Origin of the sequence: Pseudomonas sp. B21-010 (genome assembly GCF_024749325.1) — a bacterium.
GTDB lineage: Bacteria > Pseudomonadota > Gammaproteobacteria > Pseudomonadales > Pseudomonadaceae > Aquipseudomonas > Aquipseudomonas kilonensis.
This window is the reverse complement of the sequence record NZ_CP087198.1, coordinates 1893514-1913162: the sequence shown is the minus strand read 5'-3', so window position 1 is coordinate 1913162 and position 19649 is coordinate 1893514. Positions and strand designations below refer to the sequence as shown.

Sequence of the window (19649 nt, the reverse complement as noted above, 5' to 3'; positions counted from 1 at the left end):
AACGATCATTGATTGAAGGTTTTGCCATGAACACCCTGCGCGACACCCCCGAAGCCTGCGAAGCCCTGCTGCTCGACAACCAGGTCTGTTTCGCCCTGCACTCCACCTCGCTGCTGATGACCAAAGTCTACAAGCCGCTGCTACAGGCTCTTGGCCTGACGTATCCGCAATACCTGGCGATGATGGTGTTGTGGGAAAAGGATGGTTTGACCGTCGGTGAAATCAGCACGCGCCTGCTGACAGACCCCGGCTCGTTGACGCCACTGCTCAAGCGCCTGGAGGCCGAAGGCCTGCTGAGCCGCACCCGCAGCCGTGAAGACGAACGCGTAGTGATTGTCGAACTCACCGAACAGGGCCGCGCCCTGCGCGAAAAAGCCCTCGACATCCCCCAGTGCATCCTCGCTGCCAGCGGCCTGACCCTGGAGCAGTTGAAGAAGCTGCAACTTGACCTGCAGGCACTGCGCGGGCATTTGCAAGACAGCCTCTGACTTACCCCCAACTGCCCCACCGCTATCGCGAGCAAGCTCGCTCCCACACTGGATGCCCAGACGCAAATCTAATGTGGGAGCGAGCTTGCTCGCGATGGCGGCAGTCCTGCCGCTCCCTGATCTGTAACTCGCCCATCTAAATTTTTTTTCTGCGCTGAAACGCTCTAGCTCAAGGGTTACACGCCCTTTCGGCGGCGCAAATTCAACTCGCCTCGAAAATTTATCTTGCGCGCAAAATATTAGCGCTATACATTCGCTTCACACCTACTTAGCGCGCAAACATTTAGCGCAAAAACACCAACCCAGAAGCGAGGCTCTCATCATGCAAACTCTCTACACCGCAATCGCAACCTCCACCGGCGGCCGTGATGGTCGTGCGATCTCCAGTGACAATATCCTCGACGTCAAACTCGCCACGCCCAAGGAACTCGGTGGTGCAGGCGGTGCGGCGACCAACCCTGAGCAACTGTTCGCCGCCGGCTACTCGGCCTGCTTCATCGGCGCACTGAAATTCGTTGCCAGCCAAAGCAAACGCAAGATCCCGGACGACGCCTCGATTACCGCCCATGTCGGCATCGGCCAGATCCCCGGCGGTTTCGGCCTCGACATCGACCTGCACATCAGCCTGCCAGGGCTGGACCAGGCCGACGCGCAAAGCCTGGTGGATGCGGCTCACCAAGTCTGCCCGTACTCCAACGCCACCCGCGGCAACGTTGATGTGCGCCTGCACGTCACCGTCTGACCACCGACCCTGGACCCGAACCTAAGGAGATGCACATGAACACGCTCAGCAAAGCCTTTGCCGGTACCCTTCTCGCCCTCAGCGTCAGCAGTGCCTTCGCCGACGGCATCGTCGAGCACAACACCCAGGCGTTTCTCGACGTGCTGAATGCCGGCACTGGCAAGCCCCTGGAGCAACTGGCGCCCAAGGACGCTCGCGCCGTACTGGTGGGCGCCCAGGCGGGGGTGAAGCTGACCTTGCCCAAGGCCGACGTCAGCGAGAAAAACATCCAGGTCGATGGCCAGCCGATCAGCCTGACCATCGTTCGCCCGGAGGGGGTCAAGGGTGAGTTGCCCGTGTTCATGTTCTTCCACGGCGGTGGCTGGGTATTGGGTGACTTCCCGACCCACGAACGCCTGGTTCGGGATCTGGTGGCGGGCTCGGGCGCTGTCGCGGTGTTCGTCAACTACACGCCCTCACCCGAGGCGCATTACCCGGTGGCGATCAACCAGGCCTACGCCGCCACGAAATGGGTGGCCGAACACGGCAAGCAGATCAACGTCGACGGCAAGCGCCTGGCCGTGGTGGGCAACAGCGTCGGCGGCAACATGGCGGCGGTCGTGGCCCTGATGGCGAAGGACAAAGGCACGCCGGCGATCCGTTTCCAGGCGTTGCTGTGGCCGGTGACCGATGCCAGCTTCGAGACGGCCTCCTACAACCAGTTCGCCGAAGGGCACTTCCTCAGTAAAAACCTGATGAAGTGGTTCTGGGACAACTACACCACCGATGCCGGGCAACGCAGCGAGATCTATGCCTCGCCGCTGCGCGCCAGCACCGCACAACTCAAGGGCCTGCCGCCCGCGCTGGTACAAACCGCCGAGGCCGACGTCTTGCGTGATGAAGGTGAAGCCTATGCCCGCAAGCTGGACGCGGCCGGTGTACCCGTCACGGCCGTACGCTACAACGGCATGATCCACGACTATGGCTTGCTCAACGTGGTCAGCCAGGTGCCCGCGGTGCGTTCGGCAATGCTGCAGGCGTCGCAGGAGCTCAAGCAACACCTGAAGTGACTGCACGCCAAAGCTTTTGTGGCGAGGGAGCTTGCTCCCGCTCGGCTGCGCTGTAGGAGCTGCCGAAGGCTGCGATCTTTTAACCTTTCGCTGAAACTCAAGTGTCTGGGAAGATCGCAGCCTCGCTTCGCTCGACAGCTCCTACAGGCCCAGCGGGAGCAAGCTCCCTCGCCACGGGGATTTGGTGTGTAGTCCTGAAATAAAAAAGCCCGACTCAATGGTCGGGCTTTTTCATACACAAGGCTTCGCTTATTTAGCGCGGCCTTTGTAGGAACCGCCTTCGCGGGTATCGATCTCGATCATGTCGCCGATTTCGATGAAGTCAGCTACCGACAGCTCGGTACCGTTCTTCAGTTTGGCAGGCTTCATCACCTTGCCGGAAGTGTCACCGCGAGCGGAGCCTTCGGTGTAGTCAACCTGACGCACGATGGTGGTCGGCAGCTCTACAGAAACCAGGCGCTCTTCGAAGAAGATGGCTTCGCAGACATCGGTCATGCCTTCTTCAACGAACGGCAGAACGCTTTCGATGTCTTCGGCGTTCAGCTCGTACATGGTGTAGTCAGTGGTGTCCATGAACGTGTAGGTGTCGCCGCTGATGAAGGACAGGGTCGCTTCTTTGCGGTCGAGGATCACGTCGTCCAGTTTGTCATCGGCGCTGTAGACGATCTCGGTCTTGTAACCGGTCAGCAGGTTCTTCAGCTTGGTCTTCATGATCGCGCTGTTACGACCCGACTTGGTGAACTCAGCTTTCTGAACCAGCCAAGGATCGTTTTCGAGACGGATCACGGTCCCGGGTTTCAGTTCTTTACCAGTTTTCATTGCGAATATCCGAATTTGGATGGGATTTACAAAAATCTAGGCCGCGTATCATATCCAATTTACATAAAACTTCACCAGCGCTGCGGCAAGATCGGCTCGCGAGGCCTGTTCCAGACACCACGCCTGGGCATGTTCGGCCAGTTCCTGCGGCTGTTCACGGCTGACTTTCCAATATTCGGTCATGTCCTGGCCGGCATTCCAGGCCCGCCAAAGACCGCTGATCGCTTTTTGCGCCGCCGGGGAAAGCCCCTGGGTGTAGAGCCTGAGGAACGCCTCGAGTTTTTCCAGGTGGACGTCTTCTTCCTGCTGGTAGATGTGCCAGAGCAACGGCCGGCCGGCCCACTGGGCGCGCACGAAGGAGTCTTCGCCACGCACGGCGTTGAAATCGCAACACCATAACAATTGATCGTACTGGTCCTGGCGGATGAACGGCAACACCTGCACCGTCAACGCGCCGCGTCGATGTACCGCACCGACCGCCAGATCATCGACCCCGAGCCAACGCTCGACATCACCGAGTACCCGCCCTTCGGGAACCAGCACATGAAACGCCTGGGCATCGGCGGCCATTGCGTCAAACCAGCTCGCCAACCCGGCGTTCTCGTAGGCAAACAGCGAGATCAGGCAGGCATTCGGCGCCCGCTCGACGCCCAGCCCTTGCAGGAACATTCGTTGCGCCTCGGCATCCTGCTGAAATTGCCGGCGGCGCTCCAGAAGCCCCGCCTCACGCAGCAGGCCACCTGTTCCTTCCTGGAAGCCCGGGAAGAAGAAATATTTCTGCACGTGTTTGTATTTGACCGACGGTAGGCCGTGGCAACCGATCACCCAGTCCTCGGCGCTCAAATAATCAAGGTTCATCCACAGGGGCGTCGTCTGGCGCGCGGCCATCGCATCCATGTAGGCGCTCGGCAGTTGGCAGGCAAACGCGGCGATCACCACGTCGGCAGCTTCGGTGACCGCCCACTCCCCGGGCCAGTGACGCACTTGCACGCCCTGCTGCCATTGCTCGGACAGGGTGATGTCGATTTCCGGGCAAATTCGTTCGAAGGCACGCAGGTCGTCGACCCATAGCCGCACCGCGCATCGATGTTCGGCCACCAACTGCCGAGCCAGGCGCCACGTGACACCAATGTCGCCAAAGTTATCGACGACGGTGCAAAAAATATCCCAACGCACGGTCATTCCCGACTCCCTGTGGCAAAGGCCTGATTGTCCCGAATAAACCGATCACGCAGAAGAGCCGACGGCGATTAATCTTCATGCGACAATCATCGCCTGCCCATGACCCTGCCAGGAAGCAGCCATGCCCGATCACTCGACACCCTCGCGCCTCACGGCTTTGCAATTGACCTTCAGCATCGCCCTGGGCCTGTGGCTGGGGTTCCTCGCCATCGTGTTGACGGGCTGGCTGCTGTCCAGATTTCTGTTCAACGAACAACTGGCACCCGTGGCCGCCGCCGTCCATCAACTGGTGCAACCACCGGTGCCGGCGGTGCAACCGGCCCCCGAGCCGCCCACACCGATGTTCGAGCAGTATCAGCAGAACCTGCAGAGGAACGAGCAGCGCCAAGCGCTCGATCAGGCCCGCAACAATCCGCGCAACCTGTCCAACCCCAAGTGTCAGTTCTGGTTGCAACAGGACCAGAATGCGCCCAGTGAAAAAAGCCGCGCCAACGTTCTGCAATTCTGCGAATGACCATGAACAAACAGACCGTCCACCAGTTGATTCTCGACAAGCTCAAGATTGATCTCGACATCGCCGAACGCGCTGCGCAGACCGCCTATGAAACCGCGACCCACGAAGAAAACATCGCCGAGAACAAGTACGACACCCTCGGCCTCGAGGCGTCCTACCTCGCCGCCGGACAAGCCAGGCGCGTAGAAGAAATCCGCCAGGCCCTCACCCTCTGCCAGAACCTGACGCCAAGGCCTTACGACGAGCAGCGCGGTATTCAGGTCGGCACATTGATCGGGCTGGAAGATGAGGACGGCCGTCAGCAATGGCTCTTCCTGGGGCCGGATGCAGCGGGTTTGAAGGTCTCGCTGGTGGGCCAGCCGATCACCGTCATCACCCCCCGCTCACCGCTGGGCCGCGGCCTTCTGGGCAAGTTCGAAGGGGATGAAGTAGAGATCGTGGTAGCGGGCGCCCGGCAACAGTTCGCTGTCACCGAGGCGATCTAGAAAGGCCTTAGTGCACCGGTAGTTCGACGCCGTCGAACAACTCTTCGAGTTCTTGCTTGTTGTGGCACTGGATGGCCTTGGCCATGACTTCCCGGGTCAGGTGCGGTGCAAATTTCTCGATGAAATCGCACATGAAACCCCGCAGGAACGTGCCACGACGGAAACCGATCTTGGTCACGCTGGATTCGAACAACTCGCTGGCATCCAGTACTACCAGGTCGCTGTCGAGCTTGGTATCGACAGCCATCTTCGCGACGATGCCCACGCCCAGGCCCAGGCGAACGTAGGTCTTGATCACGTCGGCGTCGGCGGCGGTGAACACCACTTTCGGCGTCAGGCCACGATGGCTGAAGGCTTCGTCGAGCTTGGAACGACCGGTGAAACCGAATACGTAGGTCACGATCGGGTATTCGGCCAGGGCTTCGAGGGTCAGCTTCGGCAGCTTGGTCAACGGATGGCCCTGGGGCACGACCACGCAGCGGTTCCAGCGATAGCACGGCATCATCACCAGGTCCCCGAACAACTCCAGGGCTTCGGTGGCAATGGCGAAATCCACCGTGCCATCGGCGGCCATCTCGGCGATCTGCATCGGCGAGCCTTGGTGCATGTGCAGCGCCACGTCAGGATATTGCTTGATGAAGTTGCTGATCACCGGCGGCAGCGCGTAGCGGGCCTGGGTGTGGGTGGTGGCGATCGACAGGGTGCCTTTTTTCTCGTTGGAGAACTCCTGGGCGATCTGCTTGATGCTTTCGACCTTGCGCAGGATCTCGCCAGCGGTGGTGATGATGCGCTCGCCGGCCGGAGTCACGCGGGTCAGGTGTTTGCCACTGCGGGCGAAGACTTCGACGCCCAGTTCATCTTCCAACAGGCGGATCTGCTTGCTGATGCCGGGTTGCGACGTGTAGAGACTTTGGGCAGTAGCGGAAACGTTGAGGTCGTGGTGCGCCACTTCCCAGATGTAGCGCAGTTGTTGAAGCTTCATATGTATCCCTCAAAGCAGTTGGACGCCACGGGCATCAGCGACGGTATATAACTATATGAAAGGTTTCGACAATAAATCTAGAACTTTTTATAAAAAGCCATCATTTAGCCTCAGCCCTCTCCTTGGCGTCGGCGCTGTACCAGCGGTACCAGGTAGACCGGTACCCGGGATAACTGCAATACCCGTGCAGCGGTTCTGCCCAAGGGGGTCTCACCGCTTGCCCCTTGGCAATGACTGCCTACGATCAGCAAGTCGACAGAGAGTTTCGCAGCCTGCTCCAGGATGACTTGGGAAGGATCGCCCTGGTACACCCTGACCGACTTGATCAGTTGCAAATCCTGCTGACCGTCTCCCAACTCCTCGCGGAAACTGTCGAGCACTCGCTGTTCGATATTGGCCATCACCGTATTCAGACCTTGGCGGTGAAATTCGTTCAGCGCCTGCTCGTCAAGATAGCTTTGCAACACCGACTCGGCGAACAGCCCCATCGGTTCTACCGCATGCACCACATACAACTCGGCTTCAAACGTCCGTGCTAACGCCAAGGCATGCTGCATCACATAAGGGGCGTACAGGCCCAGGTCTGTGGCGTACAGCATCGAACGAATCATGTGACCTCCTCGCGTGCCAAAATGGCGGAGATTGATTCAGCTTAGCAGCGCCTCGGGGACTGCGACGTGCGGCTTGAAGTCCCGGACCAAGGGCAGTCAGGGCTTCATTTCGTTACTGATACCGTGGGGCACGTGACCGGTGGCGACCACCTCCCGGGCCAGTTCGCAATGGCCGGTCTGGTCATCGAAAAAAACATCGGCGGCGAAGGCTTCGAGGAAGGCCGATTTGGTCAGGCCACCCAGGAACAACGACTCGTCCAGGCGAATATCCCACTCACGCAAGGTCCGGATGACCCGCTCGTGGGCAGGTGCCGAACGGGCCGTCACCAGCGCCGTACGAATGGGGCAGGCGTCCTCGGGAAACTCGCGCTGCAGTGCATTGAGCGCCGCCAGGAACCCCTTGAACGGCCCGCCTCGCAGCGGCTCGCGGGCGGCCTGTCGCTCGCTGGCCTGGAAGGCTTCCAGCCCATCGGCCTGATAGACACGCTCCGACTCATCGGAAAACAGCACGGCATCGCCGTCGAAGGCAATGCGCAGTTCCTCGCTGGCCGCGCGACTGGCACCACCCGACAGAATGGTCGCGGCGGCAAACCCGGCGTCCAGGGCGCTGCGCACGTCTTCAGCGTGGGTGGACAAAAAGAGATCGCAACCGAACGCCTTGAGGTACGGGTAAGGACTGCGGCCGCCCACGAAAGCCGCGCGCGAGATCGCCAGCCCATAATGATGAATCGAGTTGAACACTCGAAGGCCGGTGTCGGCGCTGTTGCGCGAAACCAGGATCACCTCGACCCGGGCACGCCCCAGGTGCTCGTTGAGGTTCAGCAGCTTTTGCACCAGGGCGAAGGCATCACCGGGTGCCAGGACTTCGTCTTCATGCTCGATCTGGTATTGCCGATAGGCTTCGACGCCACTCGACAAATACACCTTGTGGCTTTCCCGCAGGTCGAACAGCGCCCGCGACGAAATCGCCAGCACCAGTTTGTCGTCGATGTTGTTTGCCATAGCGCTCCCCTTTCGCCCGCTCAGCGGTTATATCGGTCCACGAATGCCAACGCCTGGTACAAGGCTTCGATTTTCGGCAGCTCACACCCTGCCGCTTTCGCTGCCGCCAATGGCCGGCCGTAGATCGCGTCCAGCTCCAGCGCACGCTTGTGGGAATAATCGTGGTACATGCTCGGCCAGTAGTCGGGCATCTTCTCGGTCATCGTGAACAGATACTCGGCATAACCCGGCGCGATATGATGCCCGCAGGCTTGCGCACCGCGGACCACCTCCCCCATCAGTGCCTGGATCAATTCGCGGCTATGGTCGTTGGCCATCAACGGCGTGGTACTGGCGCCCAACAGAACCGAAAGACCGTTGTACGGCACATTCCACACCAGCTTCTGCCAGCGGGCCTGTTGCAGGCCCGGCATGGCCTGGGCGTCGATACCGGCGCTGCGGAACAACGTCGCCGCCTCTTCGACGATCACCATGCGTTGTGCCTGATCGGCGCAAGGACCGCTGTGATAGCCGACGTTGACCGCACCAAGGGCCTGGTGGGTGACGACACCAGGGCCGACGCGATGCACGCAGATCAGGCACAGGCCACCCAACAGGTGCAACGAATCGGGCAACAAAGGGCGAAGATCGTCTTCGACATCCAGGCCGTTCTGCAGCAACAGGACTTTTGCACCGTCAGCGGCAGCCTGGGTAATGGCCGGGGCCAGCTCGGCATTACTGGTGGTCTTGGCGCCGACCAGCAGCCAGTCGCAGGGCGGCATATCGGCTGCCGAGCGATACGCCTGGACGGGGTTGAGGGCCAGCGTACCGTGAACCGCGCTGTCGATCCGCAAACCGGCTTCGGCCACGGCAGCAAATTCGCTGCGCAGTAAAAAGTGCACGTCAAAACCGGCACGCGCCAGCATCACGCCGTAGAACCCACCGATCGCCCCGGTGCCGATCATCCCGATCCGCGGTTTCACGCCTGCCTGCATCTTTGCAACTCTCCTGGTAAAAGCCCCTGCACACTATCAGCGCGAGCGGCATGGCATGCAATCTTCATTACATCTGCTCACGAATCTGTTGCAGAGCCATCTCCAAGGCCTTTTCCCCAGCCTTTAGGGCATTAAACCCGTCCCAGCCCATTGTCGAGCAGCCTCGTAACGCGATAAGGTTCGGCTCCCCGACGCGCTTAAAATCCGCTGTGCACCGCCGCGCGGGGATCGCTGGCGGCCGGCACCCGTGACCTGACGAGTAACACGATGGCTGATTTACCGATCAACGACCTTAACGTCGCCTCCAACGAGACCCTCATCACGCCTGACCAGCTCAAGCGCGATATTCCCCTGAGCGACGCTGCCCTGCGCACCGTGACCAAGGGCCGGGAAGTCATCCGCAACATCCTGGACGGCACCGATCATCGCCTGTTCGTGGTCATCGGGCCCTGCTCGATCCATGACATCAAGGCCGCCCACGAATACGCCGAGCGCCTCAAGGTGCTGGCTGCGGAAGTCTCCGACACCTTGTACCTGGTCATGCGGGTGTATTTCGAGAAGCCTCGGACCACCGTCGGCTGGAAAGGCCTGATCAACGACCCTTACCTGGATGACTCCTTCAAGATCCAGGACGGCCTGCACATCGGTCGCCAATTGCTGCTGGACCTGGCGGAAATGGGCCTGCCCACGGCCACCGAAGCCCTGGACCCGATCTCGCCGCAATACTTGCAGGACCTGATCAGCTGGTCGGCCATCGGCGCGCGCACCACCGAATCCCAGACCCACCGCGAAATGGCCTCCGGCCTGTCGTCGGCAGTGGGCTTCAAGAACGGCACCGACGGTGGCCTCACCGTGGCGATCAACGCCTTGCAGTCGGTCTCCAGCCCACATCGCTTCCTGGGCATCAACCAGGAAGGTGGCGTGTCGATCGTCACCACCAAGGGCAACGCCTACGGTCACGTGGTACTGCGCGGTGGCAACGGCAAGCCGAACTACGATTCGGTCAGCGTCGCGCTGTGTGAACAGGCGCTGAACAAAGCCAAGATCAAGCCGAACATCATGGTCGACTGCAGCCACGCCAACTCCAACAAGGACCCGGCACTGCAACCGCTGGTGATGGAGAACGTGGCCAACCAGATCCTGGAAGGCAACCAGTCGATTATCGGCCTGATGGTCGAAAGCCACTTGAATTGGGGCTGCCAGGCCATCCCGAAAGACCTCGCCGACTTGCAGTACGGCGTCTCCATCACCGATGCCTGCATCGACTGGAGCGCCACCGAGAACACCCTGCGCAGCATGCATGCCAAGCTCAAGGATGTATTGCCGAAGCGGCAGCGTGGCTGAAAAAGATCGCAGCCTCGTTTCACTCGACAGCTCCTACGCAGCTCCTACACAGCTCCTGCACATATTTGGAGCGGGGATGTAGGAGCTGGCGAAGCCTGCGATCTTTTACTTTCCTCAAGACATAAAAAAACGCCGGGCTCTTCAGCCCGGCGTTTTTTTTGGGAATGCTTTTTCTCAGAGTTTCGCCGCGTGCCGCTGGTGACGCTCCATGTAGCGCTCCACGTAGGAGCAGGATGGGATCACCGTGTAGCCCATTTCTTCGGCGTACTGCAGCGCACTTTCGGTCAACGCCGCCGCGATGCCCCGGCCGCGCAAGGCGTTGGGCACGAAGGTGCGATAGATATCCAGGGTCTGCTTGCCCAGGTCCATATAGGTCAGATAGGCACGATGACCGTCCACATTGGTCTCGAACTGATGACCAGCCTGGTCATGGTGGATGGTAACCGCCTCGCTCATCACTACTCCTCGCGGGTCTGAATGCCGACCCCTACCTTACCGATGTTTTTCCGGCGAAGGAACATCTACGCCACCCCGTGCCTTCCTGGTCACCGAGCGCCAAAACCGATCCGCTCAAACCCGAGCACGTCGTGAATAGTAGGCACCAATGACGCAAATGCTCAAGGCACGCCTGTCATCGAAGGGGTAACCTGGTCGGGTTTATCGATTGAGCGCCATCGTCGCGCTGTAGTCGGTCGCGGTGCAATAGCTGAACATCGCCAGTTGTTGAGTCTTGAGACGAGCGCGCGTAGTTAAAGTCACCGCCATTACCAATAAAGATGCCTGGGGCATTGCACAAAAAACGTACAAAAGTGTAGGTGAATCAATAAACAACGACGTTAGCGAGGGCTGCAAGAGTTCGCCCCGCCGCGGAACTTTTTTCCGCCAGCGCGCTCCAGCCATGGGCTTTGGTCTGTATATTTTTTAAACACCCCGAAGAAAAGTTGCTCGAAAAAGAATCACCGCCTACAATTTTTTTGCTTCTTGCGCTACGTCAGTTTACTTACTACAAGTAATGGGTAGTATGTACGCCGGCTAACTCCTCAGTCTGGGGAGACAGTCACTAATAGAAAGTCCTTGAAGGGGAAACCGATGAACAACGTTCTGAAATTCTCTGCTCTGGCCCTGGCCGCAGTTCTGGCTACCGGTTGCAGCAGCGCATCGAAAGAAACCGAAGCACGTCTGACTGCTACCGAAGACGCAGCAGCTCGCTCCCAGGCTCGTGCAGACGAAGCTTACCGTAAAGCTGATGAAGCTCTGGCTGCTGCTCAAAAAGCACAACAGACTGCTGACGAAGCTAACGAGCGTGCTCTGCGCATGCTGGAAAAAGCTAGCCGCAAGTAATAGTCCCTCGGGATTGTTATCGAGCCGACCCATTTTTGGGTCGGCTTTTTTTTTGGATTCGAGAGCTGTTGCCCGGTGTTTTCCCAAGCAATAAAAAACCCGCCGACATCGCGAAACGTCGGCGGGTTGTTGTCGAGTCTTTTACTGCTGCAAGTCGATCGGCGCGCTCGTGACCATCGGTGCCGAGGTATTCGGAACAGCGATTTCCACCGGCATGCCATCTTCGGCCGCCACCACGTCCCGCACCACGTCCCAGTTCATGCGCAAGTTGCTGGTGATGTCTTCACGCTTGAGCATCGCGTTGATCACCGAGGTGTGCTTGTCCACCACCGACGGGTTGCCCTTGTCGTCCAGCGGTGTATGAGCCTCCAAGTACACCTTGCCACCGCTCAAGCCCAGCTTGTAGGGGTCGTTTATGATCCGCACCGATGTACCCACCGGCACCATGCCGGCCATTTCCAGCACGTTATTGTTGAACATCCGGAAGCAGCCGTGGCTGGTCCGCATGCCGATGCCGAACTTCTTGTTCGAACCATGGATCAGGTAACCCGGGGTGCCCAGGGTGAACTTGAAGGGACCCAGCGGGTTATCAGGGCCGGCGGGCACGACATTCGGCAGCGGGTCACCGTCAGCGGCGTGTTCGGCCTTGATCGATGCCGGCGGGGTCCAGGTCGGGTTCGGCGTCTTGGCGATGATGCTGGTGTGGGCGATCGGCGATCCCCAGCCCTCACGCCCGATCCCCAGCGGGAAGGTGTAGACCACGTTCCGCCCCTTGGGGAAATAGTAGAGACGGTACTCGGCAAGGTTGATCACGATGCCTTCGCGCGGGCCCGGCGGCAGGATGAAACGAGTCGGCAGCACGATCTCGGCGCCTGCGCCCGGCAACCAGGGATCGACCCCCGGGTTGGCGGCGACCATCTCGCTGTAGCCCAGGTCATAGGTGGTACCCAGGTCGGCGAAGGTGTCTTCGTATTTGGCCTTGATAACCTGCACCTGGCCAACGATGTCTTCACCCGGCGGTGGCAGAGGCAGCTCCAGGGCTGCAACGGGGCCCGCCATACACAGGGCGGCAAGAGACAGGCAGCGGGCGACGGCAGGCAAGCGCGGCAACATCCGGGAAATCCTTCGCAGATCGAACAAGGGGTTATGAAAACGGCGATTGTACACTGCCACCTGTTATTTCGGGGAGAGCGGTACAGAGGCGTCCGATGTGCAGCATGCCTGGAAGTTGAAATGCCCCCTGTGGGAGCGAGCTTGCTCGCGATAGCGGTGGGCCTGCTCGCCCTGTATTGGAGGTGCCGGCCCTATCGCGAGCAAGCTCGCTCCCACACTGGAACGGGGACTACAACTCGAACCGCAACTCCGGCCAGATTGGCGAGGTGCCGCGCTTCTGGGACTCCAGGATCGCCCGGCACAACGAGCACAGGCGATGATCCTGGAAAATCTTGCGATCGACGCTCGACCAGCGCGGTTGGGCCGGCAGCAGGCTGCCGCAGAGAGTCCGGTCGGCCGAGCCACCGAGTTCCAACTGCCGGGTCACCAGGTGCACCCGTACTTCCTGGCAGGCGAACAGATCCAGCTGCTCGTCAGGCTCGATCAGTTGGTAGGCAAACAAGGACCAGGCGGGACGCGGCATCGGGGGCTCCAAATCGGGGGCGCCACATTAGCCGAAAGCCCGCCGGTAGAAAAGCGTCAAAGCAGCGGTTTCAGTGTCGGCCAGACATTTTCCAGCAACTTGCCCTGGGCCGCGACGGACGGGTGCAATCCGTCGCCTTGCATCATGGTCGGGATGCCACCGACGTCCTTGAGAAAAAACGGCACCAGCGGGACTTTTTTCTCCTCGGCCAGGGTGCTGTAGACCCGGGTAAAGGCATCGGTGTAGCGCCGTCCGTAATTGGGAGGCAGTTGCATGCCCAGCAAAAGCACCTGGGCACCGCTGGCGCGAGCGCTGTCGATCATCGCTGCAAGGTTTTGTTGCAATTGTGTTGGCGGCTGTCCGCGCAAGCCATCGTTGCCGCCCAGTTCCAGGATCACCAGGTCCGGCTTATGGGCTGCAAGCAGCGCCGGCAGCCGCGCCTGGCCTCCGGCGCTGGTGTCGCCACTGATGGACGCATTGACCACTTTATCGTCAAAACCCTCGGCCTTGAGCCGTTGCTCGAGCAACGACACCCACCCTTGCCGGGTATCCAGGCCGAAAGCCGCGCTGATACTATCGCCAACGATCAGGACTGTACCCGCCGCTGCGTTCTGGGCCATGCACATCAAGGCCAGGCCGGCACTCAAAAACCACACACGCATCGGACTCTCCATGGGCTCAAGCATTCTCACCGCGACAGACCTTAGCAAAGTGGTCTCCAGCGCGGAAGGTGAACTGACCATCCTGCACGAACTCAGCCTGGAACTGAACAAAGGCGATAGCCTGGCCATCGTCGGCGCGTCCGGTTCCGGCAAATCCACTCTCCTGGGCCTGCTGGCCGGCCTCGACCTGCCCAGCAGCGGCGAGGTGACGCTCGCCGGTCGGGCCCTCAGCACACTGGATGAAGACCAGCGTGCGCGAATTCGCGCCGAGCATGTCGGTTTCGTCTTCCAGTCGTTCCAGTTGCTCGACAGCCTCAACGCACTGGAAAACGTCATGCTGCCGCTGGAACTGGACGGCCGCAAGGACGCCCGCGAACGCGCCACGCAACTGTTGCAGCGCGTTGGCCTGGGCCAGCGCCTGACCCACTCGCCGCGCCAGCTCTCCGGTGGCGAACAGCAACGGGTGGCGATTGCCCGCGCCTTTGCCGCCGAACCCGACGTGCTGTTTGCCGACGAACCCACCGGCAACCTCGACAGCCACACCGGCGAGCGCATCAGCGACCTGCTGTTCGAATTGAACAAGGAACGCGGCACGACCCTGGTGCTGGTCACCCACGATGAACGCCTGGCCCATCGCTGCCGGCGCCTGATCCGACTTGAAGCCGGCGAGATGGTCGCCCCTCTGGAGCCTTGATGGCACGCTTGCCGCTGTTACGCCTGTTCAGTCTCGCTGTCCGTCAATTGCTTCGCGATGCCCGCGCCGGTGAGTTGCGGGTGTTGTTCTTCGCCCTGCTGGTGGCGGTGGCGGCGAGTACCGCCATCGGTTATTTCGGTGCCCGCCTCAACGGCGCGATGATGATGCGCGCCACCGAATTCCTCGGTGCCGACCTGCTGCTCGAAGGCAGTTCCCCCGCCCGCCCGGAGCAGATCCGCAGCGGCACCGACCTGGGACTGGAACACGCCCGGGTCGTGGAGTTCTCCAGTGTCGTGGCCACCGACAATGGCATCCAGCTGTCCAGCGTCAAGGCGGCCGATGACAGCTACCCCTTGCGCGGCGAGCTGAAAAGCACCCCCACCCCGTTTGCCCCGGAAGAAACCGGCGGACGCCCGAACCCTGGCGAGGCCTGGGTCGAAGCACGGCTGCTGACGGCACTGGACCTGAAGATCGGCGACAGCATCGACGTTGGCAACCAGACCTTGCGCCTGAGCCGCGTGCTGACTTATGAGCCCGATCGCGCCGGCAACTTCTACAGCCTCACCCCGCGGGTGCTGATCAACCTCAAGGACCTGGAGGCCACCGGCGTGGTCCAGCCGGGCAGCCGTGTCAGCTATCGCGACCTGTGGCGCGGCCCAGCGCCAGCGCTGCAAACCTACCGCGACCTGGTCAAGCCTGGCCTTGAAGCCAACCAGCGCCTGCAGGATGCCCGCGACGGCAACCGGCAGATCGGTGGCGCCTTGGGCAAGGCCGAGCGCTACCTGAACATGGCCAGCCTGGTGGCGGTGCTGCTGTCCGGTGTCGCCGTCGCGCTCTCGGCCAACCGCTTTGCCACCCGACGTTTCGATGCCAGCGCGCTGCTGCGTTGCCTGGGCCTGTCACGCCGGGAAACCATGGTGCTGTTCAGCCTGCAATTGACGGTACTGGGCCTGCTCGCCAGCATCAGTGGCGCCCTGCTCGGCTGGATCGCCCAACTGGGCCTGTTCGCCCTGCTGCACGACCTGCTGCCCACCACCGTTCCGCCGGGTGGCCTGCTGCCGGCAGTCGCCGGGATCGGCACCGGGCTGGTGGCCCTGGCTGGGTTCGCCCTGCCGCCATTGGCTGCGCTGGGCCGGGTACCACCGTTGCGCGTGCTGCGCCGGGACATGCTGCCGATCCCCTCCAGCTCCTGGGTGATCTACGGTGCCGCGCTGGGCGCCCTGGGCCTGATCATGTGGCGCCTGAGCCTGGACCTGGTCCTCACCTTCGCCCTGCTGGGCGGTGGCGTCGTCGCCGCGCTGGTGCTCGGCGGCCTGTTGTTGTTGCTGCTCCAGAGCCTGCGTCGCCTGCTGGCCCGCGCTTCCCTGCCCTGGCGGCTGGGCCTCGGCCAATTGCTGCGTCATCCCTTGGCGGCAGCCGGCCAGGCCCTGGCGTTCGGCCTGATCCTGTTGTCCATGGCGTTGATCGCGCTGTTACGCGGTGAATTGCTGGACACCTGGCAAAACCAGTTGCCGAAAAATGCCCCGAACTATTTCGCCCTGAACATCCTGCCCAACGACAAACAGGCCTTCACCGACAAGCTGCTGGCGCTGTCGGCGCAATCGGCCCCGCTCTACCCCGTGGTCCCCGGGCGCCTCATCAGCATCAATGGCGAGCCGGCCACAGAGTTCGTCACCAAGGACTCTGCGGGTGACCGGGCGCTGCAACGTGACCTGAGCCTGACCTGGGCTGCGGACCTGCCGGCGGGCAACGTTGTCACCGCAGGGACCTGGTGGGCTCAGCAGCCACCGGACGATATCCCGGGGGTTTCGGTGGAAGGCAAAGTGGCCGAGAACCTCAAGATCAAGCTGGGCGACCGCCTGGTATTCAGCGTGGGCGGCGTCAATCGTGAAGCGAAGGTCACCAGCCTGAGGGAGATCAACTGGGACAATTTCCAGCCCAACTTCTTCATGATCTTCCAGCCCGGCACATTGAAGGATCTGCCAGCGACCTATCTCACCAGTTTCTACCTGGCGTCGGGCCACGACCAACAGATCGTCGACCTGTCCCGGGCCTTTCCGGCGGTGACGATCCTGCAAGTCGAGGCCCTGCTCGAGCAACTGCGCAGCATCCTGGCCCAGGTGACCCTGGCGGTGGAGTATGTGTTGCTGTTTGTGCTGGCAGCGGGGATGGCGGTGCTGTTTTCCGGCCTGCAGGCGACCCTCGACGAGCGCATTCGCCAAGGCGCGCTATTGCGCGCACTGGGCGCTGAACGGCCCCTGCTGGTCAAGGCCCGGCGCATCGAGTTCGGCCTGCTGGGCGCGGTCAGTGGCCTGCTCGCGGCCCTGGGTTCGGAGCTGGTGAGCCTGGTGCTTTACCGGTACGCCTTCGACCTGCCCTGGCATCCGCATCCTTGGCTCTTGGCATTGCCGCTGCTGGGGGCCTTGTTGATCGGCGCGGCCGGTGTGTTCGGCACCCGTCGAGCGCTCAATGCCAGCCCGCTGACAGTATTGCGCGAGGGTTGATAGACTCCCGGCTTCGCTATTACAAGAAGTTGCCATGAGCCGTTATCGCCCACCCCGCACCGCCGGCACCGCGCTGATCACCCCCGAGGGTGAAGCGCGGATGCGCGCTGAATTCCATGAGCTGTGGCATGTGCGCCGTCCACAGGTGACCCAGGCGGTCAGCGAGGCGGCGGCCCAGGGTGATCGTTCGGAAAACGCCGAATACACCTACGGCAAGAAAATGCTGCGGGAAATCGACAGTCGCGTGCGCTTCCTCACCAAGCGCCTTGAAGCGCTCAAAGTGGTCAGTGAAAAACCCAGCGATCCGAACAAGGTGTATTTCGGCGCCTGGGTGACGGTCGAAGATGAGGATGGCAAGGAATCACGCTATCGCATCGTCGGCCCGGACGAGCTGGACCTGAAACAGAACCTGATCAGTATCGACTCACCGTTGGCACGAGCCCTGATCGGCAAGGCCCTGGATGCCGAGGTCAGCGTCCAGACGCCTACCGGCGAGAAACGGGTCTACATCGTGGACATCGCGTATCCGTAATCCTCGCCTCAGCGGCGCGTGATCAATCCCTGCCGGGCGACACGGGTCAACTGCCGGATCATTTCAGGAGCGTCCGCCGCACAGGGGGACTGGATGACAGCCAGGTCGAAACTGTCATTGGCGAACCGCGCCAGTGACTCGCCGTCTTCGACAAACTGGATCAGGAAAGCAGCGGGCCCATGATTACGACGTGGCCAGCCGTCGAGATAGCGCAAGAGCGTTGGCTGGTGAGTGCCGCCCAGGAGAATTTTCGGATTGCGTTGCACAAGGTTCGCCGTAATCGGCGCAAGACGTACTAGGGGGCTGGGTGCGTTCATCGTGTCGTGTCTCTGCCTCAAAAGTCTGCATGGCAGGTGAGAGGCAACACCGAACCAGCGCTTTAGCGGTATTTCGAAGCCTTGTCTTCGGCTTCTATCGGCGACTGGATTGAGTCACCTGGCGCCCCGCAAGTAGCTGTTTAAATCGGCGCATGAGCGGCATCCTAGAGAAGCTGACTGGCCAGTGTCAAGAATCACTCCGCATAAAAAGGCCCGTAGAAGACGGTAATGCTGTTTTCTGATTATCTGTTCCGAGAGGCGTGGCTTGGTGTATGTATCCGTTTCTGCGGTAACGGCTACTTATGGTTCCGCTCTTACAGCGGGTCACTTTTGGAAGAGCGCCAAAAGTAACCAAAAGCGCTTTGCCCCACCACTCGGCACCTCGCCTAGGCTCGGTGTGCCCTCACTCCGGCATTGCTCCGTGGGCCGCCGCGAAGGGCCATCCATGGCCCAGCGCGGCTACCTCGGCATCCATGCCGAGGTGCCCACTGCGCAATGCCTGCGTTCGGCCAGCGTGGTTAACGGGGCGCCCCAGATCAAGATCTAAAGCAAGAACAAGAGCAAGAGCAAGAGCAAGAGCAAGAGCAAGAGCAAGAGCAAGAGCAAGACCGGGGGACACATGCCAGCATTTTTGGGGCTGAGCCACCGCTATCGCGAGCAAGCTCGCTCCCACACAGAATCTCCAGTGAACACAAAATTATGTCCGACACAAAACCACTGTGGGAGCGAGCTTGCTCGCGATGAGGCCGGCACATCCAACATCACCGCAAACTGACACACCGCCTCCGCGAGCAAGCCCGCTCCCACAGGAAAAACACGGTCCCACCAAGAACCAGGTCGGCTCTAAGGCCGCCTCGCGGTGGACGTTGATCTCGGCGCCCCGTTAACCACGCTGGCCGAACGCAGGCATTGTGGAGTGGGCATCCCGGCATGGATGCCGGGATAGCCGCGCTGGGCCATGGATGGCCCTTCGCGGCGGCCCACGGAGCAATGCCGGAGTGAGGGCACACCGAGCCTAGGCGAGGTGCCGAGTGGTGGGGCAAAACGCTTTTGGTTACTTTTGGCGCTCTTCCAAAAGTGACCCGCTGTAAGAGCGGAACCATAAGCCGCCGTTACCGCAGCAACGGATATACACACCAAAGCAACAAAACCCCAAAAAAACGGCGCTTCCCATTTCTGAAAGAAGCGCCGTTTTTCCGAAGTGAACAGCATCACGTACAAGACGGGTTCAAATCGAGCAATCAACCCGCGATGGCGCGATCGACCGACAGCTTGCCCGCACCTTCGATCAGCACGGCAACACTGCCCGCCAGCAACGCCAGGGCAAACTCATAACCGTTGTTGGCCATGAACAAGCCGTTACCGATGTGCACGGAGAAAATCGCCACCAGCGACAGGAAGGCCAGGCCCAGTGCCGCAGGACGCGCCAGCAGGCCGATGATCAGCGCCAGCCCGGCGAAAAACTCGGTACCGCCCGCCAATGTCGCCATCACGTAGCCCGGGGTCAGGCCGATGCTCTCCATCCACTGCGCCGTGCCTGCCAGGCCGTAGCCACCGAACAGGCCAAAGAGTTTCTGCGAGCCGTGGGCAGCGAATATGACACCAACGGCGATGCGCAGGACAGTCAGGCCGTAGCCAGCGCGGGTAAACAAGACTTTATTGATCAACGAGCTCATGCGGGTTCATCCCTAGGTATGTGGTTGTTGGTCGCTATATTAATCAAAAAAACTTGTACCAAAAGCGCAAAAAATGCGAGATACAAATCGAATTT

23 protein-coding genes are annotated in these 19649 nt (G+C 60.9%); 11 read left to right on the top strand and 12 right to left on the bottom strand.

Annotated features, from left to right (window positions below):
* Nucleotides 1-26: 26 nt before the first annotated feature.
* From LOY50_RS08495 to LOY50_RS08485, 3 genes are all read left to right on the top strand, one after another.
* Nucleotides 27-488: a MarR family winged helix-turn-helix transcriptional regulator gene (locus tag LOY50_RS08495; RefSeq protein WP_003199391.1), complete on the top strand. Its 462-nt coding sequence runs from the start codon at nt 27-29 to the stop codon at nt 486-488.
* Between the two features lie 322 nt (nt 489-810).
* Nucleotides 811-1230, top strand: a complete 420-nt coding sequence (locus LOY50_RS08490) for an organic hydroperoxide resistance protein (protein ID WP_003199389.1) — start codon at nt 811-813, stop codon at nt 1228-1230.
* A gap of 35 nt (nt 1231-1265) precedes the next feature.
* Nucleotides 1266-2279, top strand: coding sequence for an alpha/beta hydrolase (locus LOY50_RS08485; protein ID WP_258690614.1), 1014 nt, complete (start codon nt 1266-1268; stop codon nt 2277-2279).
* A 249-nt stretch (nt 2280-2528) separates the two neighbouring features.
* Here LOY50_RS08485 and LOY50_RS08480 read toward each other — a convergent pair whose 3' ends face one another.
* On the bottom strand, nt 2529-3098 hold the full coding sequence (locus LOY50_RS08480) for an elongation factor P (protein WP_160388943.1): 570 nt from the start codon (nt 3096-3098) through the stop codon (nt 2529-2531).
* Between the two features lie 48 nt (nt 3099-3146).
* Nucleotides 3147-4280, bottom strand: coding sequence for an elongation factor P maturation arginine rhamnosyltransferase EarP (earP, locus tag LOY50_RS08475; RefSeq protein WP_258690613.1), 1134 nt, complete (start codon nt 4278-4280; stop codon nt 3147-3149).
* Between the two features lie 121 nt (nt 4281-4401).
* On the opposite strand from earP, the gene LOY50_RS08470 reads away from it, so the two are divergent.
* Nucleotides 4402-4794, top strand: coding sequence for a hypothetical protein (locus LOY50_RS08470; RefSeq protein WP_258690612.1), 393 nt, complete (start codon nt 4402-4404; stop codon nt 4792-4794).
* A gap of 2 nt (nt 4795-4796) precedes the next feature.
* A complete protein-coding gene (locus LOY50_RS08465) occupies nt 4797-5279 on the top strand; it encodes a transcription elongation factor GreAB (protein ID WP_253472670.1) in 483 nt (160 codons plus the stop codon).
* A gap of 7 nt (nt 5280-5286) precedes the next feature.
* Here LOY50_RS08465 and cysB read toward each other — a convergent pair whose 3' ends face one another.
* The 4 genes from cysB to LOY50_RS08445 form a co-directional block, all read right to left on the bottom strand.
* Nucleotides 5287-6261 carry an HTH-type transcriptional regulator CysB gene (gene cysB / locus LOY50_RS08460; protein ID WP_003199376.1) on the bottom strand — a complete coding sequence of 325 codons (975 nt, stop codon included), beginning with the start codon at nt 6259-6261 and terminating at the stop codon, nt 5287-5289.
* A 110-nt stretch (nt 6262-6371) separates the two neighbouring features.
* On the bottom strand, nt 6372-6872 hold the full coding sequence (locus tag LOY50_RS08455; RefSeq protein ID WP_214510815.1) for a universal stress protein: 501 nt from the start codon (nt 6870-6872) through the stop codon (nt 6372-6374).
* Between the two features lie 96 nt (nt 6873-6968).
* On the bottom strand, nt 6969-7874 hold the full coding sequence (locus LOY50_RS08450) for a 5'-nucleotidase (protein WP_003199368.1): 906 nt from the start codon (nt 7872-7874) through the stop codon (nt 6969-6971).
* A 20-nt stretch (nt 7875-7894) separates the two neighbouring features.
* The gene (locus tag LOY50_RS08445) at nt 7895-8848 is read right to left on the bottom strand and encodes a putative 2-dehydropantoate 2-reductase (protein WP_046063755.1); all 954 of its coding nucleotides are present in this window, start codon (nt 8846-8848) and stop codon (nt 7895-7897) included.
* 267 nt (nt 8849-9115) lie between these two features.
* On the opposite strand from LOY50_RS08445, the gene LOY50_RS08440 reads away from it, so the two are divergent.
* On the top strand, nt 9116-10192 hold the full coding sequence (locus LOY50_RS08440) for a 3-deoxy-7-phosphoheptulonate synthase (protein WP_003199364.1): 1077 nt from the start codon (nt 9116-9118) through the stop codon (nt 10190-10192).
* Nucleotides 10193-10366: 174 nt separating this feature from the next.
* Here the strand turns inward: LOY50_RS08440 and LOY50_RS08435 are convergent, their stop codons facing one another.
* Nucleotides 10367-10648: a GNAT family N-acetyltransferase gene (locus LOY50_RS08435; protein WP_003199362.1), complete on the bottom strand. Its 282-nt coding sequence runs from the start codon at nt 10646-10648 to the stop codon at nt 10367-10369.
* 633 nt (nt 10649-11281) lie between these two features.
* On the opposite strand from LOY50_RS08435, the gene oprI reads away from it, so the two are divergent.
* Complete coding sequence (oprI, locus tag LOY50_RS08430) at nt 11282-11533, top strand: outer membrane lipoprotei OprI (RefSeq protein ID WP_003183784.1); 252 nt, start codon at nt 11282-11284, stop codon at nt 11531-11533.
* Between the two features lie 141 nt (nt 11534-11674).
* Here oprI and LOY50_RS08425 read toward each other — a convergent pair whose 3' ends face one another.
* From LOY50_RS08425 to LOY50_RS08415, 3 genes are all read right to left on the bottom strand, one after another.
* Nucleotides 11675-12646, bottom strand: coding sequence for a L,D-transpeptidase family protein (locus LOY50_RS08425; RefSeq protein WP_258690611.1), 972 nt, complete (start codon nt 12644-12646; stop codon nt 11675-11677).
* 229 nt (nt 12647-12875) lie between these two features.
* The gene (locus LOY50_RS08420; RefSeq protein ID WP_003199347.1) at nt 12876-13169 is read right to left on the bottom strand and encodes a hypothetical protein; all 294 of its coding nucleotides are present in this window, start codon (nt 13167-13169) and stop codon (nt 12876-12878) included.
* A 56-nt stretch (nt 13170-13225) separates the two neighbouring features.
* Nucleotides 13226-13831 (bottom strand): arylesterase, encoded by a 606-nt coding sequence (locus LOY50_RS08415; protein WP_214510814.1) that lies wholly within the window; start codon nt 13829-13831, stop codon nt 13226-13228.
* 10 nt (nt 13832-13841) lie between these two features.
* Between LOY50_RS08415 and LOY50_RS08410 the strand changes: the two genes are divergently transcribed.
* The 3 genes from LOY50_RS08410 to greB are packed head-to-tail and all read left to right on the top strand — an operon-like array spanning nt 13842 to nt 17561.
* Entirely contained in the window at nt 13842-14525 is a 684-nt protein-coding gene (locus tag LOY50_RS08410) for an ABC transporter ATP-binding protein (protein ID WP_063322323.1), read from the top strand.
* A complete protein-coding gene (locus LOY50_RS08405; RefSeq protein ID WP_253472667.1) occupies nt 14525-17029 on the top strand; it encodes an ABC transporter permease in 2505 nt (834 codons plus the stop codon). The genes LOY50_RS08410 and LOY50_RS08405 overlap by 1 nt, the downstream gene beginning before the upstream one ends.
* A 34-nt stretch (nt 17030-17063) precedes the next feature.
* Complete coding sequence (greB, locus tag LOY50_RS08400) at nt 17064-17561, top strand: transcription elongation factor GreB (protein WP_003199337.1); 498 nt, start codon at nt 17064-17066, stop codon at nt 17559-17561.
* Nucleotides 17562-17569: 8 nt separating this feature from the next.
* Here the strand turns inward: greB and LOY50_RS08395 are convergent, their stop codons facing one another.
* Nucleotides 17570-17878, bottom strand: a complete 309-nt coding sequence (locus LOY50_RS08395) for a class I SAM-dependent methyltransferase (RefSeq protein WP_212796954.1) — start codon at nt 17876-17878, stop codon at nt 17570-17572.
* Between the two features lie 421 nt (nt 17879-18299).
* Here LOY50_RS08395 and LOY50_RS08390 point away from each other — a divergent pair, with 421 nt between their 5' ends.
* Nucleotides 18300-18425 (top strand): hypothetical protein, encoded by a 126-nt coding sequence (locus LOY50_RS08390; RefSeq protein WP_256575060.1) that lies wholly within the window; start codon nt 18300-18302, stop codon nt 18423-18425.
* 694 nt (nt 18426-19119) lie between these two features.
* Here LOY50_RS08390 and LOY50_RS08385 read toward each other — a convergent pair.
* Nucleotides 19120-19554 carry a DoxX family protein gene (locus LOY50_RS08385; RefSeq protein ID WP_253472664.1) on the bottom strand — a complete coding sequence of 145 codons (435 nt, stop codon included), beginning with the start codon at nt 19552-19554 and terminating at the stop codon, nt 19120-19122.
* Nucleotides 19555-19649: the final 95 nt, after the last annotated feature.